The 16,117-nt window shown below is 71.8% G+C and carries 14 protein-coding genes; 1 reads left to right on the forward strand and 13 read right to left on the reverse strand.

The features are described from left to right. Positions 1 to 17: 17 nt before the first annotated feature. On the reverse strand, positions 18 to 1,808 hold the full coding sequence (locus tag FJM51_RS13175; protein WP_140454608.1) for an SGNH/GDSL hydrolase family protein: 1,791 nt from the start codon (positions 1,806 to 1,808) through the stop codon (positions 18 to 20). Positions 1,809 to 2,038: 230 nt separating this feature from the next. Then, positions 2,039 to 2,326: a hypothetical protein gene (locus tag FJM51_RS13180; RefSeq protein WP_140454609.1), complete on the reverse strand. Its 288-nt coding sequence runs from the start codon at positions 2,324 to 2,326 to the stop codon at positions 2,039 to 2,041. 280 nt (positions 2,327 to 2,606) lie between these two features. Between FJM51_RS13180 and FJM51_RS13185 the strand changes: the two genes are divergently transcribed. After that, complete coding sequence (locus tag FJM51_RS13185) at positions 2,607 to 4,298, forward strand: AfsR/SARP family transcriptional regulator (protein WP_497707167.1); 1,692 nt, start codon at positions 2,607 to 2,609, stop codon at positions 4,296 to 4,298. A gap of 18 nt (positions 4,299 to 4,316) precedes the next feature. Here the strand turns inward: FJM51_RS13185 and FJM51_RS13190 are convergent, their stop codons facing one another. The 11 genes from FJM51_RS13190 to FJM51_RS13235 form a co-directional block, all read right to left on the reverse strand. Next, positions 4,317 to 4,817, reverse strand: a complete 501-nt coding sequence (locus FJM51_RS13190) for a hypothetical protein (protein WP_140454611.1) — start codon at positions 4,815 to 4,817, stop codon at positions 4,317 to 4,319. 54 nt (positions 4,818 to 4,871) lie between these two features. Beyond that, a complete protein-coding gene (locus tag FJM51_RS13195; protein WP_140454612.1) occupies positions 4,872 to 6,137 on the reverse strand; it encodes a gluzincin family metallopeptidase in 1,266 nt (421 codons plus the stop codon). Beyond that, positions 6,134 to 7,447: a TfuA-like protein gene (locus FJM51_RS13200; protein WP_140454613.1), complete on the reverse strand. Its 1,314-nt coding sequence runs from the start codon at positions 7,445 to 7,447 to the stop codon at positions 6,134 to 6,136. The genes FJM51_RS13195 and FJM51_RS13200 overlap by 4 nt, the downstream gene beginning before the upstream one ends. Next, positions 7,444 to 8,736 (reverse strand): YcaO-like family protein, encoded by a 1,293-nt coding sequence (locus FJM51_RS13205; RefSeq protein WP_140454614.1) that lies wholly within the window; start codon positions 8,734 to 8,736, stop codon positions 7,444 to 7,446. Before FJM51_RS13205 ends, FJM51_RS13200 begins: the two co-directional genes overlap by 4 nt. A gap of 139 nt (positions 8,737 to 8,875) precedes the next feature. Continuing rightward, positions 8,876 to 9,655, reverse strand: coding sequence for a TIGR02186 family protein (locus tag FJM51_RS13210; RefSeq protein WP_140454615.1), 780 nt, complete (start codon positions 9,653 to 9,655; stop codon positions 8,876 to 8,878). Then, positions 9,655 to 10,566 (reverse strand): sulfite exporter TauE/SafE family protein, encoded by a 912-nt coding sequence (locus FJM51_RS13215; protein WP_140454616.1) that lies wholly within the window; start codon positions 10,564 to 10,566, stop codon positions 9,655 to 9,657. Before FJM51_RS13215 ends, FJM51_RS13210 begins: the two co-directional genes overlap by 1 nt. Positions 10,567 to 10,688: 122 nt before the next feature. Next, the gene (locus FJM51_RS23780; RefSeq protein ID WP_181164550.1) at positions 10,689 to 11,480 is read right to left on the reverse strand and encodes a purine-nucleoside phosphorylase; all 792 of its coding nucleotides are present in this window, start codon (positions 11,478 to 11,480) and stop codon (positions 10,689 to 10,691) included. Next, positions 11,481 to 12,446, reverse strand: coding sequence for an ABC transporter permease (locus FJM51_RS23785; RefSeq protein ID WP_181164551.1), 966 nt, complete (start codon positions 12,444 to 12,446; stop codon positions 11,481 to 11,483). It lies immediately after the preceding gene. After that, a complete protein-coding gene (locus FJM51_RS13225) occupies positions 12,446 to 13,537 on the reverse strand; it encodes an ABC transporter permease (RefSeq protein ID WP_140454617.1) in 1,092 nt (363 codons plus the stop codon). Before FJM51_RS13225 ends, FJM51_RS23785 begins: the two co-directional genes overlap by 1 nt. Next, the gene (locus tag FJM51_RS13230) at positions 13,534 to 15,108 is read right to left on the reverse strand and encodes an ABC transporter ATP-binding protein (RefSeq protein WP_140454618.1); all 1,575 of its coding nucleotides are present in this window, start codon (positions 15,106 to 15,108) and stop codon (positions 13,534 to 13,536) included. The genes FJM51_RS13225 and FJM51_RS13230 overlap by 4 nt, the downstream gene beginning before the upstream one ends. Then, positions 15,105 to 16,106 (reverse strand): BMP family lipoprotein, encoded by a 1,002-nt coding sequence (locus FJM51_RS13235; RefSeq protein WP_140454619.1) that lies wholly within the window; start codon positions 16,104 to 16,106, stop codon positions 15,105 to 15,107. The genes FJM51_RS13230 and FJM51_RS13235 overlap by 4 nt, the downstream gene beginning before the upstream one ends. Between the last annotated feature and the right edge of the window lie 11 nt (positions 16,107 to 16,117).

Consider the following 16,117-nt stretch of genomic DNA (forward strand, 5'->3'; position numbering starts at 1 on the left):
CCGGCGCGGCCCCGCGGTCAGAGCTTCTCGATCAGGATGTTGTCCCAGTCGCAATAGCCGGTCGTGGCCGGACTGTCGCAGGCCAGCGAGAGATACATGGCCGGGGCCCCGGCGGTGAAGCTGTGCTGCCCGGTCCCGCTCGCCGAGAGAGCCAGGCGCACGTCCTCCCCGTCCGGCGCCCAGCCGAGGCGGAGCACGCCGTCATGGCCCGCCTTCAGGAAATCATAGCTCACGCGGTAGCGCGCGCCCGCCTCGCAGGGGATCGGCGCGGCGCGGTGGCACTTGCTCCAGGCGCCGCCGTTGTTGGCGCAGCGCAGCCGGCCCTCGACGAGCGAGATCGCATTGCCCGCCCCGGCGGCCCAGCCGGCGAGGCTCTCGAAGGTCTCGCGCACCAGCGGCTGGCGGGGCAGGACCAGCGCGCTGGCCGAATGCGCGACCGTCGTGCCGGCGGCGTTGGTCGCCGTCACCTCCAGCGAGAGCACCGCCCCCTCGAGCGACTCGTCCGGCGTGAAGGTCGCGACGTTCTCCGCCACGACCGCGCCGTCCACCAGCCAGCGGTGGCTGAGCGTCGCATCCGGATAGGCGTCCCAGGCGCCGGCATTGGCGCTCAGCGTCGCGCCGACCGAGGGCGCGGGCGCGATGGCGGGCGCCGCGACGTTCTCGGGCGCGTAATCGGCGACGTCGAGCGGATAGGCCTCGCAGACGACGGGCGCGGCGATCGACCAGTCGAGGGCCGCGTTGTTGATCGCCTCGAACTGCAGCGCGAGCCCCTCCGCCGTCGGCGCGGCGGCGAGGAACATGCCCCGCCCGGTCCGCGCGTAGGCGGCGTCGGCGGCGGCGTAGATGGCCCCCCCGCCGGTGCTCTCGCGCAGCCGGACGGCGAGGCCGGCGCCGCCGCCGGTCGCGATCGCGGGCACGTCCCAGAGCGCGAAGAACCGGCGCCCGGCGGCGCCTCCGGTCAGCACCTGCTGCGACAGCCCCTTGAAGGGATTGGCGCCGGAGACCGCGACGGCGCCGCCGCTCGCCGCGAGCGTGGTGTCGGCCGGGACGGTCCAGCCCCCGGTCGAGCCGCCGGCGAAACCGGGATTGGCGAGCAGGTTCGGCAGCGGCTCGGTCAGCGCGCGATGGGCGAGGATCGCCTTCAGGATCACCCGCGCCTGCGTCTCGCAGCCCGCCGCGTTCAGGTGGAGCGCGTCCTCCGCCGAGACGACGAGGCTCGCCGAGGGCAGGTCGTTCGCCGCGCGGGCGACGTCATCGGCCCAGTCGGCATTGTGCTCGCGTACCGCCTCGGCGCGGTGGTCGGCGAAGAAGACCGCCGCGCCATCCGCCCGCGCGGCGAGCCCGGCATTGACCTCGGCCCATTTGGCATAGCCGGCCGAACCCGGATTCTCCGTTCCGTTGTTGTAGTTGTGGACCGAGCCGAGGATCACCACCTCGCCCGGCACCCGGTCGGCCAGGATCGCGTCGATGCCGGCGAGGATCTCGGCCGCCGTGCGCGTCGCGTCGTTGCGGCCGGCGCAGACGTAGTTGTACTGGCGATGCACCGCGCGCGCGCGCCAGGCCGCGACGGCCACCTCCGAGGCGGAGCCGGGAACCGCGTGGTTCACCGTCCGGTAGCCGAGGCCGGTCGCGAGCAGATAGCGCCGCAGCGTCGGTTGCAGCGAGTCGAAGGCGGCCACGTCTCCGCCGCCGGAGGAGCCTTCGGCGAAACTGTCGCCGTAGAAGGCGACGACGCCCGCCGAGACGGGCCGGACGGGCGGGGCGGCGGGCAGCGGCAGGCGCTCGATCGTGATGCCGATGGTGATCATCGCGGGTCCTCGGGGCTGACGGACGGGAGGGGAGGCCCCCCGGGGACGGCGGTCGCGCGCGAGATGCGGTGAGAGGCCAGGCGCAAGGGTGCCGTCCTTTTCCTGAAGGGCTGTGCTCGGGGGGCGGGATGCGCGGTCCGGGAACGGGGCGCGGGCCGGACGAAGAATGCCGGCTCGCGTCTGATAGACGGCCAGGGTTAACGGGTGATGAACGCGCCCCGCGCGGGGGCTCAGTCGCAGCCGGCCTCGTCCGCGCGTTTCCACCAGCCGAGCGCCGCGGTCGCGTAACGATCGCCGCGCCGTTCCGCCTCGCGCAGCAGAAGCGCGACCCGTTCGGGCGCGGCGTCGGTCCCGGCGGGGAGGCCACGGGGGCGCACCACCTCCTCGGCGAGCAGGTCCCCCCGCGCGCGGTAGAGCGCGCAGACCCATCGCGGATCGGCGCGAAGTTCGCTCAGCGTCAGCGCGCCGGCGGGGGTGGCGAGGCAGAGAAGGGCCGCGAGGGCGGTCAGGCGGGTCATCGGAACATCTCCAGCATCCGACTGATTCTCCGCGCACCAACCCTTCACGCGCGCTTAATCCAGCCGGCCCCGCGCGCCAAGTGCCCAGAAAGGCGTCAGCCGCTCGCGTTTTCGGGTGGCGGATCGTCGCCGATCGATTAGGCTGGTCGCATTGCTCCCCGCCGCGCCGCGCATCGGGGAAATGTCATTCGTGTTTCGGGCGGAGGTGCCAAGTTTCGGTTGCCTCGCGCCCTTTCGGTGTTGGAGAATTGGGCCCCGGAGGGCCAGGCAGTTGAACTTGATGGTGAACACGGAGAGCGCCGAGTTCGAACTCGAGCTTCGTCTGGCCGGGCGGCTGCGCCTGACACGAAGCGACGGCGCCGATGTCACGCCGACCGGGCGAAAGGCGCAGGGGTTGCTCGCGCTGCTCGGCGTCGCGCCCGAATACCGCCGGAGCCGCGCCTGGCTCCAGGACAAGCTCTGGAGCACGCAGCCGAGCGAGCTCGGCGGCGCCAGCCTGCGGCAGGAACTGGCGCGGCTGCGCCGGCTGCTGGGGGAGAGCCGCGACTGCATCCTCTCCGACCATGGCGGTCTCGGGCTCGACCCGAGGCGCGTGCGCGTGCGCGTCGATCCGGAGCCCCAGGACTGGGAGATCGCGGGCGAGCCGCCTGAATTCGTCGAGGGGCTCGACGTGCCCGATCCCGAATTCGAGGACTGGGTGCGCGACCAGCGCATCGCGCTCTCCGAACGCTACGAGGCGATGCGGCCCGCGCCCGCCGCGGTGGAGGCGCGCGCCCTCGCCCCGGTGGCGGAGGCGCCGGCCTTCCATCCGCCCTCGATCGCGATCCTGCCGATCGTGGCGCTCGGCGATCCCTCCGACGGGTCGTTCCTCGCCACCTGTCTCGTCGTCGACATCATCGGCCATCTGACGCGGTTCCGCCGGGTCGACGTGATCGCGCACCAGACCACGATGAACTTCGCCGCCGCCGGGCTCGGCGCGGCCGAGATCGGCGCGCGGCTCGGCGCGCGCTACATCACCCAGGGCACGCTCTGGGTCATGGGCTCGAAGATGCGGCTGAAGTTCGACCTGATCGAGGCGGAGACGAGCCGCGTCGTCTGGAGCGAGAATATCACCACCGCCTGCGAGGAGATGTTCGAGGTCGAGGCGGAGATCGCCACCTCGGTCGCCGCCGGGCTGATGGTGGAGATCGACCAGATCGAGCGCGCGCGCGTGCGCGCCCGCGACCCGAGTTCGCTCGCCGCCTACGAACTCTGCATCCGCGGCCTCGACGAGATCCTGCGCGTCGATCCGAACTGCTGCCTGCGCGCGATCGGCTTCTTCAACCAGGCGGTGGAGCGTGAGCGGGGCTATGCCCGCGCGCTCTCGGGCATCTCGCGCGCCTACGGCTTCCAGTGGAAATACCGCTGGGCGCAGGATCGCGCGGCGGCGATGGACCGGGCCGAGGAATTCGCGCTGCGCGCGATCGATTCAGACATCAACGACGCCAGCGCCAACGCCGGTCTCGGCTGGGTCGCGCTCTATCGCCGGGAGCACGACCGCTGCATCGAGGCCTACCGCCGCGCGATGCAGCTCAACCCGAGCGACGCGGACATCCTCGCGGAATACGCCGACGCGCTCACGCACAACGGCTCGGCGGCGGAATCGGTGCCGCTGTTCGAACGGGCGATCCGGCTCAATCCCTACGCGTCGGACCACTACCTGAAGGATCTCGCCGGCGCCCATCTCGTCTGCGGCGAATACGATCTCGCGATCCGGACGATCCACCGGATGCGCCGGCCGCAGCTTTCGAACGTGATCCTCGCCGCGAGCTACGGCCTCGCCGGCGATATCGAGGCGGCCCGGCGCACGGCGCGGGAGGTGCGCTCGGTCTTCCCGAACTTCGATCCCGAGACCTGGATCCGGATGGTGCCGGACCGCTGCGAGGAGGACAGCCTGCGCTTCCTCGAGGGGATGCGGCTCGCGGGCCTCTGAACGGGCCCGCGCGCGCGATCAGTCGTCGTCGGACCGGAACCGGCGCCCGCGGCGCGGCGCCGGGCTCAGCGCGGTCGGCGCGCCGACCTGCCGGCCGCCCCGCACGTAATCCTGCAAGCCCTCGCGCCCCATCTCGTAGTCGATCAGCACCCGGCTGAAGCTCCCGGTCACCTGATCGAGCCGGAGCGTCATGTCGTCGCGGTCGTATTCCCACGCTTTCACGCCGGCGGCGAAATCCTTCTGCGTGAGTGGCAGCCCGATCCCGGCGAGCAGTTCCTTCGTGATTTCCGCGCCGTCGCCATGGACCAGGAAGATGGCCGGCTTCTCGAGGGACACGAACTGGCCCTCGAATCCGAAGCTGAAGATCCGGGCAAGCCTGGCGTCCTTGTGCTTCATGGATTCGAAGAGGCGGCCTTGCGGCCCCGGCCCGCTCTGGCCGGCGGGCGGCGTGAACGTGATGTCGGTCATCACACCGCCGAAGAGCCAGACGGTCGATCCTGACAATAATGTCTCTGCCATGTCTTGAAATCTCCTTGGTGATACTTGGGAATGTCTTACGTGAACAGATTCGCGTCAATCGGGCATCGCGGTTCGCGCCGAATGCATGTGGCTCGACGCGTCGGGCGGGCGCAGTCGCGGACCGGGCGGGACGAGGCCGACGCCGCGCCGGCCGAAACAGCCGCGCACGACGGGATAGATCGCCCCGTCGAATTCGCGCCGGTCGACCTCGCGCAGCAGCCCCGGCAGCGCGGCGAAGCTGAAGCGCCGGGGATCGGCGATCTCCCAGAGCCCGATCAGCATCACCGCCGCGATCTCGCGCGCCTCGACCAGCGCGTCGTGGAAGGCCTCGGGCCGGCGCGCATACCAGCGCGCGAAGCGCCGCGACACCTCCGCGCGTAGCCCGGGCGCGAGCTCCGCCCGTTCCGCGAGGCGGGAGAGGCCGGGCGGGATCACGCCGCCGCGCACGAGGATCGTCTTGTAGATCTGCACGAAGGCGTCGTAGAGCGCTGCGATGATCGGGAGCGCGAGCTCGTGCTCGTCATGCCAGCCCGCCTGGAAGTCCCACATGGTGAAGGTGTTGTTCGCCTGCCGGATCTGCGCCTTCGGGCTCAGTTCGCCGAAGCGGGTGAGCTGGTTGAACCCGTCGAGATCGCCCCGCGTCATCTCCAGCAAATCCGCGACCGCCTGTTCGAAATGCATCGAGGCGACGAGCGCGGCCCAGTCGGCGGAGGCCTCGTGGAAGGCGCCGTATTCGGCGGTCTGCGCCTGCGCCGGCACCTCGCCCGCGAAGCTCATCATGATCGCATGGCCCACCTCGTGCGCGAGCACGTCGAAATCGAGCGCGTAGTCGGCCGTCGTCCCGTCCTCGAGCGGGCATTCCCCGGCCTCGAGATAGCCGTAGCCCATGTGCGCGTTGTTCCAGGCGCTGAGCGCCAGCACCTCGAGCTTGTCGAAATCCCGCTCGAAATGCCACGGGATGCGCCGGTCGAGATAGCCCTCCCAGATGTCGAGCGCCATGCGCGCGCAGCCGTAGAGATGCACCTGCCGGAAGCCCGGATCGCCGGGGCCGAGATGGTCGAAATGCCCGTCCGGTCCGGGCGCGACCGCCGGCCCGATCAGCCCTTCGTAGGGCGGGAAGGCCCCGCGCCCCCGGTCCTCGCCATAGGGCCGCTTGCCCGGCGCGACGGCGACGTACATCCGGTCGTCCTCCGGCCCCGCGCGCACCATGCCCCGCCGGGGCGCGAGCTCCACCGTCTCGAGCCGCGCGGTTCCGGCCACGGGCGATTGCGGATAGAGCCGCGCCCGCGTCCGCTCCGGCTTCGCCTCCGCGTGGCTCATGCGCTCTTCTCCCGCGGGGCGGCGGCGAAGGCCTCCTCGCGCCAGAGCAGCCGGTGCAGCGCCCGCCGGTCGGTGAGCCCGAGCGCGCGCGCGAGCAGGTCGAGGTCGTCGATCTCGATCGTGAAGCGCCGCCGCGCGCCGAGCACGTCGAGCATCGCGCGCAGTTCCGCCTCGTCGTAGCGCGGCGGGGGGCGGTGGCCGAGCATCGCGCGCTTCGCCTCCGCCCGCGCGGCCAGCGCCCCGAACCGCCCCTCGATCCGCGCGTCGTCGAGCACGGCGGGCGCGAGTTCGGGGATCGACCCCTCCAGCGCCGTCTGCAGCCGCTCCTCGTCGTCGAGCGCCCGCACCAGCGCCCGCGCCTCGCCCCCCACCTCCGCGAGCCAGCCGCGGAAGGCCTCGGCCGTCGGCAGGTCGAGGCGCAGCCGCAGTTCCTCGATCATCTCGCTCTCGGACCGCTCCGCCTCCGTCACCCTGTCGCGGGCGGCGCGGCGGGCATAGGCGCGGATCAGCGCCCGTTCGAAGCGGATCGGGTCGAGCCGCATCTCGTCGAGCACCGCCTCCTCGGCCGGGGCGAGCGCGCCGCCCCGGCGCTCGAACCACTCGACGGCGCGGCGCCAGGTCCGCGTCCCGGCGAAGCGGAAGGTAGGGACCGCGGGCGCCGGCCCGTCGAGCGCGGCGGCGGCCGCGGCGATCAGCGCCTGCGCGTCGGCGCGCTTGAGATCGACCGCGCCGCCGGGCAACCAGCCGGCGAAGCGCGCCGCCGTCTCCGGCGCCCAGCCGATCCCGGCCGCGCCGGAGAGGAGCCGGGGCCAGGTCAGCTCCTTGAAGAAGACCGCGCGCGCCAGCGCGAGCATGCCGCGGACCTCGCCGGATCCGAGGATCCCCTCCGCCTCCGCCCGTTCCAGCGTCGCGCGGATGTTCACGAGTGGCACGCTCAGCGCCGGATAGCCCATTTCCGCCGGGCCGAAGACGAGCGCGAGCTCCGCGTCGTCCTCGAGCCCGCCGTCGCGGAAGCGCGCGAAGATCTCGCCCACGCCCTCCATCCCGAAGGACGCGCATTCGACGGCGCGCAGCGCCCCGAGGCTCGCCGCGCCGAGGACGCGGACCCCTTGCGAGAGCGCGAACAGGATCTCCTTGTGCCAGACCGTCGGGCGATCCTCGAAGGCGCCGTCGACCAGTCCGATCACCGCGACGCCCGCGCACGTGGCGGCGTGAAGATCGCCCGCCACGGCCGGTCCCCGGATCTCCACGCCGGGCGGAGGCACCGGCATGCTCCCGAGGCTCGGCCCGGCGAAGACGACCGCCCTCATGCCGTCGCTCCCGCCATGATCTCCGCCGCCCGCGCCGCCCGGGGGCCGGGCCGGACCTCGGAGGGGCCCGCCGGCTCGAGGCCCGGCACGATCACCCGGAGGACCGCGATCCCCGGCTCGCGCGAGAGATCGACGGCGAAGGCCGCCTTCGCGACCCGCGCCAGCGCGGCGACCACCCGGGCGAGATCCGCGCGCAGGCAATCGCCCGCGAGGTCGGGCAGCGCCGCCCAGTCCCGCGCCGGCGCCCCGGTCTCGCGCGCGGCCCAGCGGAAGCGGAGCCCCGTCGTGCCGGCGAAGACCTCCGGGCCGAGGTCGTCGCGCGTGCCGGTGATCGCGATGAGCCGGGTCTGCGCCGCCTCGGTGATCGCCCGCGCCGCCGCGACGCCCGGATCGGGATGGCAGCCGGAACCGAAGCCCGGCGGCGTGTCGGGCGCGCGCGTGTCGATCAGCGCGGCCATCACGACCGCCACGCCGACATCGCTCGTCGCGTCCCAGAGCGCGAGCCGGAACCCCGCCGCCTCCGCCCGCGCGACGAGCGCCGCGACCGCGCCCCCGGGGGCCTCCGCGAGGCCGAGCCGCCGTCCCGCGCGAAGCTCGGGCGGCAGCAGGTCGAAGAGCGCGCAGGCGTCGCGCTCGATCACCTCGCAAAGCCCGTGCAGCGCCGCCTCGACCGGATGCGTTCCGGAGGCGAGCCCGTTGGTCGATGTGTGGAAGCCATGGTCGGACACGCCTTCGAGCCAGTTGCAATGCACGAGATCGAAGGGGAGAAGCGCCGGGCCGCCCGTCATGAGGTCGCGCGCCTCGGCCCAGAGGATCGGCCCCGGCTCCGCCGCGGCCTCTGGCCGGCGCGGCAGTCCGTCGAGCCAGGCGGGACATCCCGGCCTCGCCACATCCTCGGGCAGGCCGAAGCGCGGCGCGAGATCGGGTCGCTCGGCATGCCAGCGCTCGACCGCCTCCATCAGCGCCGAGACCCTGGCGGAGGGCAGGCAGAGCCCCTTGCCGTTGGCGACCGAGACGCCGCGCGCATTCGGCTGCGTGGCCATCGTCACCTCGATCCCGAGCCGGTCGAGCCCGGTCAGCCGCGCGAGCCTGGTAATGCCGAATTCCGCCATCCGGGGCAGGATCCGCGCCAGCGTGACCTCGAGCCGCTCGGTCCGGTGCGTGCCCTCGGCGAGCGCCTTCGGCAGCGGGTCCATCCGCTCCGGCGACAGTGTCTCGATGCCCGGGAACGGCGCGTTTCCCCCGGCGTGGCGCCGTCCTTCCGCCTTCCCGGCCGTTCCGACGGTCATGGAGCCCCCGCCCTGACGCCGGCGGGTCGAAGCGCCCGCCCGTGAAATGATCTTGCGCGGATCCACGCGGGATCCCGTGCCAAATTGCTCCGCGCATTCTTCCCCGGGCGGGGCCGTTCTGGCAAGCCCCGATCGCGCCTCAGCGCCGGCCGCGGGCGAAGGCCGCGTTGGCGAGCCAGCCGCAGACGAGCGCGAGCGCCACGGCGAGCAGCCCGTAGAGCAGCGGCTCCTGGCGCGCGAGATTGTAGAGCCAGCGCTCGATCCCCTCCTTCTCGACGGTGATGACGGTATGGGCGGAACTGATCACGCGCCGGTCGCGCACGAGGAAGAATTCCGCGTCGTAATCCCCCTCGACCAGGTTGGCCGGCAGTTCGAACCGTGCCTGGAACAGCGTCTCCTGCGCGAGGTCGACGCCCTCGTCCTGCTCGCTGTAGAGGCCGCGGTCCTCGCGGATCCGGGCCAGCGCCTCGGTGAAGCGGCTCGTGTCGGTCAGCCCGGCCACGCCTTCGACGCGGCGGGCGGCCTGGTCCATGCCGATCTGGTGGCGCAGGCGCTCCGTCTCGGTCAGCAGCCCCGCGTCGAGCGGCCGGGTCGAGGCGATGGCGTAGTAGCTCGGCGCGCCGCGCACCCGCACCGCCTCGGTGTTGAGCCAGATGCCGAGGCGGCGGTCCTTGCGGCGGATGATCACCGATTTCGGCGGACCCTTCAGCGTGATGATCACATCGGGCGGGCCCATGCCCGGCGGGGTCGGCGCGTCGCGGCGGATCGCGCCGAAGACGAGGATCTCGGATCCTTCGTAGCGCGCGGTGAGCGCGATCCGGTCGGTCGAGAGGCCGGTCACCACCGACTCCCGCGCCGCCGCCCCCTGACCGGCGAGGCCGGCGAGCCAGAGGGCGAGGAGAAGCCGCGCGAGCGTCATCAGCCCGCCAGGAGCGAGTAGACCTCGGCCGGGCGGATCACGAGATCGACGAGCAGCTTGAGGCAGACGACGAGGACGAGGAGCGCGAGCAGGATCCGGAGCTGCTCCGCGCGGAGCTTCGCGGCGAAGCGCACCCCGATCTGCGCCCCGATCACGCCGCCGACGAGCAGGATCAGCGCGAGGAAGACATCGACCGAACGGTTCGAGATCGATTGCAGGATCGTCGTGAAGCTGGTCACGAAGAGGAACTGGAAGACCGAGGTTCCGACCACGACCTGGGTCGGCATGCCGATGATGTAGATCATCGCCGGCACCATGACGAAGCCGCCGCCGACGCCCATCACCGCGGCCAGCACGCCGACGATCGCGCCGATGGCGAAGGGCGGGATCGCGCTGACATAGAGCTGCGAGGTGCGGAAGCGCATCTTGAGCGGCAGGCCGTGCGCCCAGGTATGCCGCCGCCGCCGGATGAGCCCGGCGTTCGGATCCTTCGCCCGGCGCAGCGCCCGGAGGCTCTCGGCGAGCATCAGCCCGCCGATCGTGCCGAGCATCACGACGTAGAGCAGGCTGATCACCAGTTCGAACTGCCCCGCCCGGCGCAGGAGCGAGAAGATGTGCACGCCGATCCAGGAGCCGAGCAGACCGCCCATGAGCAGGATCGTGCCCATCCGGAAGTCCACCGTCCGGCGCTTGAGATGGGCCAGCAGGGCCGAGAAGGAGGAACCCGCGATCTGGTTCGCGGCGGAGGCGACCGCGACCGTCGGCGGGATGCCGATGAAGAAGAGGAGCGGCGTCAGGATGAAGCCGCCGCCGACGCCGAACATCCCCGAGAGCACGCCGACCATCGTCCCGATGGCGAGCAGCAGCGGGAGGTTGACGGAAACCTCGGCGATGGGGAGGTAGATCTGCATGCGCGCGACCCCGATGCGGTTCTTCTGGCATAGCCGGTCCGCCGCGGCTTTTCATCCCGAATTTCGGTGATCCGGCGGGTGGCCCTTGGCGAATATGCATATGCATATCCGCGCGCCTCGCCTCAGGTCAGGGCGCGGAGGAAGGCGCGCAGGATGCGTTCGAGTTTCGCCGCGCCGAGCGGGGCCATGGCCTTGGTGTGCTCGTGGCTGATCGCCTCGTCGCTCATCCCGGCGGCCATGTTGGTGACGGTCGAGATCGCCGCGACCCGGAGGCCGAGGAAGCGGGCGAGGATCACCTCCGGCACCGTGGACATGCCGACCGCGTCGGCGCCGAGCACCCGGAGCGCCCGGATCTCGGCCGGGGTCTCGAAGGAGGGGCCGGAATACCAGGCATAGACGCCGTCGGCGAGCGCGATCTCCTCCGCCTTCGCCGCCTGGGCGAGCGCGGCGCGGAGCGCGGGGTCGTAGGCGTCGACCATGTTCACGAACCGCGCGTCGGTCGGCTCGCCGATCAGCGGGTTGCGCCCGGAGAAGTTGATGTGATCGCGGATCAGCATCAGATCGCCCGGCGGGATGTCGGGCCGCAGGGAGCCGGCGGCGTTGGTGAGCAGAAGCGCCTCCGCGCCGAGCGCGCCGAGCGTCTCGAGCGGCGCGCGCATCACCTGGGCGTCGCCGCGCTCGTAGTAATGCGCCCGCCCGCCGAGGACCGCGACGCGCTGTCCCTCGAGCATGCCGATCACGAGCTTCGGCGCGTGGCCGGAGACGCCGGTGCCGGGAAAGCCGGGCAGGTCGGCGTAGTCGATCGCCACGCCCGCGACCGCCTCGGCGAGATGGCCGAGGCCGGAGCCGAGGATGAGGCCGAGGCGGACAGGCTCGGCCCCCGCGCGGTCGCGGATGATGTCGATGGCGGCCATTCAGCGCTCCTTCACGTAAGGTCTGCCGCCGGCCCTGGGCGGGACGGCCCGGCCGACGAATCCCGCGAGGATCACCACCGTCAGGATGTAGGGCAGCGCCTGCATCAGCTGGACCGGTACTGTCCAGCCGAGAAGCGTGATCGTCTGGTAGCGGATCCCGATCGCCTCCAGCAGCCCGAAGAGCAGGCAGGCGCCAAGCGCGGGCCAGGGCCGCCATTTCGCGAAGACGAGCGCGGCGAGCGCGATGAAGCCCTTGCCCGCCGTCATCTCGCGCGTGAAGCCCGCCGCCATCGCCGTCGAGAGATAGGCGCCGGCGATCCCGCACAGCAGGCCCGCGATCAGCGCCGCGCCATAGCGCAGCCGCGTGACGGAAATGCCCGCGGTATCGACCGCCGCCGGGTTCTCGCCCACCGCGCGCAGCCGCAGCCCGAAGCGCGTGCGATGCAGCGCCCACCAGGTGAGAGGCACCGCGGCGAGGGCGAGATAGAGCAGGATGTTGTGGTCCGAGACGAGCCCGGCGTAGACCGGCCCCAGCACGGGCACCTGCGAGAGCGCGGCGGCGAAGGGCAGGGTGATCGGCTCGAACCGCGCCGCGCCCGAGAGTTGCGGCGTCAGGCCGCCCTGGTGGAACCAGTTCTGGCCGACGAGCGCCGTGAGCCCGGAGGCGAGGAAGTTGATCGCGACGCCGGAGATGATCTGGTTGCCTCGGAGCGTGATCGAGGCGAAGCCGTGCAGGAGCCCGAGCAGGAGCGAGGCGCCGATCCCTCCGAGAAGCCCGAGCCAGGCCGAGCCCGTCACCGCGGCGAAGGCGCCGGCGGTGAAGGCCGCGGCCAGCATCTTGCCTTCGAGCCCGATGTCGAAGATCCCGGCGCGTTCGGACCAGAGCCCCGCGAGGCAGGCGAGGAGGAGCGGCGTCGCGAGGCGCAGGCTCGATCCCGCGAGCTGGAGCAGGGTCTCGGGATCCATCAGCCCGCCCCCCGCCGGGCGAGGAGCCGTTCGATCGGCGCCCGCGTCAGGTTCTCGAGCGCGCCGGTGAAGAGGATCACCAGCGCCTGGATCACGACGATCATGTCGCGGCTGATGTCGGGCATCTCGAAGGCGAGTTCCGATCCGCCCTGGTAGAGGATGCCGAAGAGGAGCGCGGCGAGCAGGATGCCGGCCGGATGGTTGCGCCCCATCAGCGCCACCGCGATGCCGACGAATCCCGCGCCGCCGACGGAATCGAGCACGAAGCGGTGCTGGGAGCCCATGATGACGTTGAGCGCCATCAGCCCCGCCAGCGCGCCCGAGATCACCATCGCGATCACGATGATCCGCGCCGGGTCGATCCCCGCGTAGACCGCCGCCGGTTCCGAATGGCCGAGCGCGCGCATCTCGTAGCCGAGGCGCGAGCGCCAGATCAGCGCCCAGGCGAGGCCCGCGGCCAGGAGCGCGATCAGGGCCGAGAGGTTGAGCGGCGTGCGCGAGACCCGGATCCCGATCGCGGCCAGCATCTCGTGGAAGAAGGGCAGATGCGCGCCGGCCTCGAAGGTGCGCGATTCCGGCGACATGGAGCCCGGCACCTTCAGCGTGTTCACCAGCAGGTAGACGATCAGCGCGGAGGCGATGAAGTTGAACATGATCGTGGTGATCACGACATGGCTGCCCCGTTTCGCCTGGAGCCAGCCGGGGAGGAAGGCCCAGGCGCCGCCGAAGGCCGCGCCGGCGAGGATCGCCGCCGGCAGGACGAGGAGCCAGTGCGTCCGGTCGAGCGCGAGGCAGACCAGCGTGACGCCGAGGCAGCCGAGCTGCGCCTGCCCCTCGGAGCCGATGTTGAAGAGGCCGGCGTGATAGGCGACGGCGACCGAGAGCCCGGTGAAGACGAAGGTCGTCGCGTAATAGAGCGTGAAGCCGATCCCGTAGGAGGAGCCGAGCGAGCCGGTGACGAGCAGCTCGACCGCGCGGAGCGGGTTCTCCCCGATCAGGATCACGACGAGCCCGGCGACGAGGAGCGCGAGCAGCAGGTTGACCGCGGGGATCAGCGCGAGATCGGCCCAGCGCGGCGGGGAGGTCCTCATGCCGCGCCCTTCGCCTTCGGATCGATCCCGGCCATCAGCAGGCCGAGTTCGCGCTCGTCCGTCTCCTCCGCGCGCCGCGTGCCCGAGACCGCGCCGTCGAACATGACGAGGATCCGGTCGGAGAGCGCCTGGATCTCGTCGAGTTCGACGGAGACGAGGATGATCGCCTTGCCGCGGTCGCGCAGTGTGACGATCTGGCGGTGGATGAACTCGATCGCGCCGATGTCGACGCCCCGCGTCGGCTGGCCGACGAGCAGCACGTCGGGCTCGCGGTCCATCTCGCGGGCGATGACGATCTTCTGCTGGTTGCCGCCGGAGAAATTCGCGGCCTTCAGATCGCAGGAGGGCGGGCGGATGTCGAACCGCGCGATATCGGCGCGCGCCGCGGCGCGGATCGCGTCCCGGTCGAGCAGGCCGAAGCGCGCCGCGAAACGCGCCTCGTCCTGATAGCCGAGGCAGGCGTTCTCCCAGGCGGCGAAGGGCATGACGAGGCCGCGGCGGTGCCGGTCCTCGGGAACATGGGCGATGCCCCTGGCACGCCGGTCGGCGCCATTCGTCGCGCGCGAGAGATCGAGCGGCCGGCCGCGCAGCAGCGCCGCGCCCGAGGTGGCGGGCCGGATCCCGGCGAGGATCTCGAGCAGTTCCGACTGACCGTTGCCGGCGACCCCGGCGATGCCGAGGATCTCGCCCGCGCGGACCTCGAAGGAGACGTCGCGGAGCCGCCGCGCGCCGCCCGCGTCGGTGAGCGACAGGCGGCGCGCCTCGATCACCACCTCGCCGGGGCGGGCGGGCGCCTTGTCCACGCGCAGCAGCACGCGGCGCCCGACCATCAGCTCGGCGAGTTCAGCGGGGCTCGTCTCCGCGGTTGGCAGCGTCCGCACGATCTCGCCCCGGCGCATCACGCTCACCGCGTCGGTGATCGCCATGATCTCGCGGAGCTTGTGGGTGATGAGGATGATCGTCTTGCCCTCGTCGCGCAGCGCGGCGAGGACGCGGAAGAGATGGTCGGCCTCGGCGGGGGTCAGCACGCCGGTCGGCTCGTCGAGGATCAGGATCCGGGCCTCGCGGTAGAGCGCCTTCAGGATCTCCACCCGCTGCTGCGCCCCGACCGAGAGATCGCCGACGATCGCGTCCGGATCGACCTCGAGCTCGTAATCCCGCTCGAGGCGGCGCAGCGCGTCGCGTGCCCGGGCGAGCGAGGGGCGCAGCAGCCGCCCGTCCTCGGCCCCGAGCACGACGTTCTCGAGCACGCTGAAGGGTTCGACCAGCATGAAATGCTGATGCACCATGCCGATCCCGGCCGCGATCGCGGCGCGGCTGTCGGGGATCGGCGTCGGGCGGCCGTCGACGCGGATCTCGCCGGCGTCGGCCTGGTAGAAGCCGTAGAGGATCGACATGAGCGTGGACTTGCCCGCGCCGTTCTCGCCGACGATGCCGTGGATCGTGCCCCGGCGCACCGCGAGATGGATGTCGCGGTTCGCCTCTACCGGGCCGAAGCTCTTCGAGACGCCGGCGAGTTCGATCGCGAGATCGGGCTTCCCGGCGCCCCGGGTATCCGTGCCGACGGTCACTTCGCGGGGCAGCTCCCGTCGGTGGTGAAGTCGTGCACCTTGATCTCGCCCGAGATGATCTTCGCCTTCGCCTCCTCGGCGGCGGCGAGCATCTCCGGGGTCAGGAGGGGCTTGTTGTACTCGTCCACCGCGTAGCCGACGCCGTCCTGGGCGAGGCCGAGCACCTGGACGCCGGGCGTCCAGGATCCGTTTTTCGCATCCATCATCGCCGTGTAGGTCGCGACGTCGACGCGTTTCAGCATCGAGGTCAGCATGTTGCCGGGATGGAGGTAGTCCTGGTTCGAATCGACGCCGATGCCGAGCTTGCCCGCGTCGGCCGCCGCCTGCAGCACGCCGATGCCGGTGCCGCCGGCGGCGTGATAGATCACGTCCGCCCCCTGGTCGATCTGGCTCTTCGCGAGTTCGCCGCCGCGCACCGGGTCGTTCCAGGCCGCGCCGGTGGTGCCGGTCATCGCCTGCAAGACGGTCGCCTCGGGATTGGTGTCCTTCACGCCCTGGACATAGCCGCAGGCGAATTTCTGGATCAGCGGGATGTCCATGCCGCCGACGAAGCCGACCTCGCCGGTCTTCGAGGCCATCGCGGCGAGCAGGCCGACGAGGTAGGAGCCTTCCTCCTCCCTGAAGACCACGGACCGGACGTTGGGCAGGTCGACCACCGCGTCGATGACCACGAAATCGGTGTCGGGATAGTCGGGCGCCACGGTCTTCACCGCGGATTCATTGGAGAAGCCGGCGACGACGACCGGGTTGTAACCCTGTTCGGCGAAGCGACGGAGCGCCTGTTCGCGCTGGGCGTCCGACTGCAGTTCGAATTCGTGATAGCCGACGCCCGTCTCGGCCTTGAACCGCTCCGCCCCCTCGTAGGAGGCCTGGTTGAAGGAGCGGTCGAACTTGCCGCCGAGATCGAAGATGACCGCCGGCTCGGCCTCCTGGGCGAAGAGCGCCGAGGTTCCGAGCAGGAGCGCGGCGGCGGTCGCGAGAGGTCTGGCTAGGATCATCGTCTACTCCA

It is taken from the genome of Amaricoccus solimangrovi, assembly GCF_006385685.1.
Lineage (GTDB): Bacteria > Pseudomonadota > Alphaproteobacteria > Rhodobacterales > Rhodobacteraceae > Amaricoccus > Amaricoccus solimangrovi.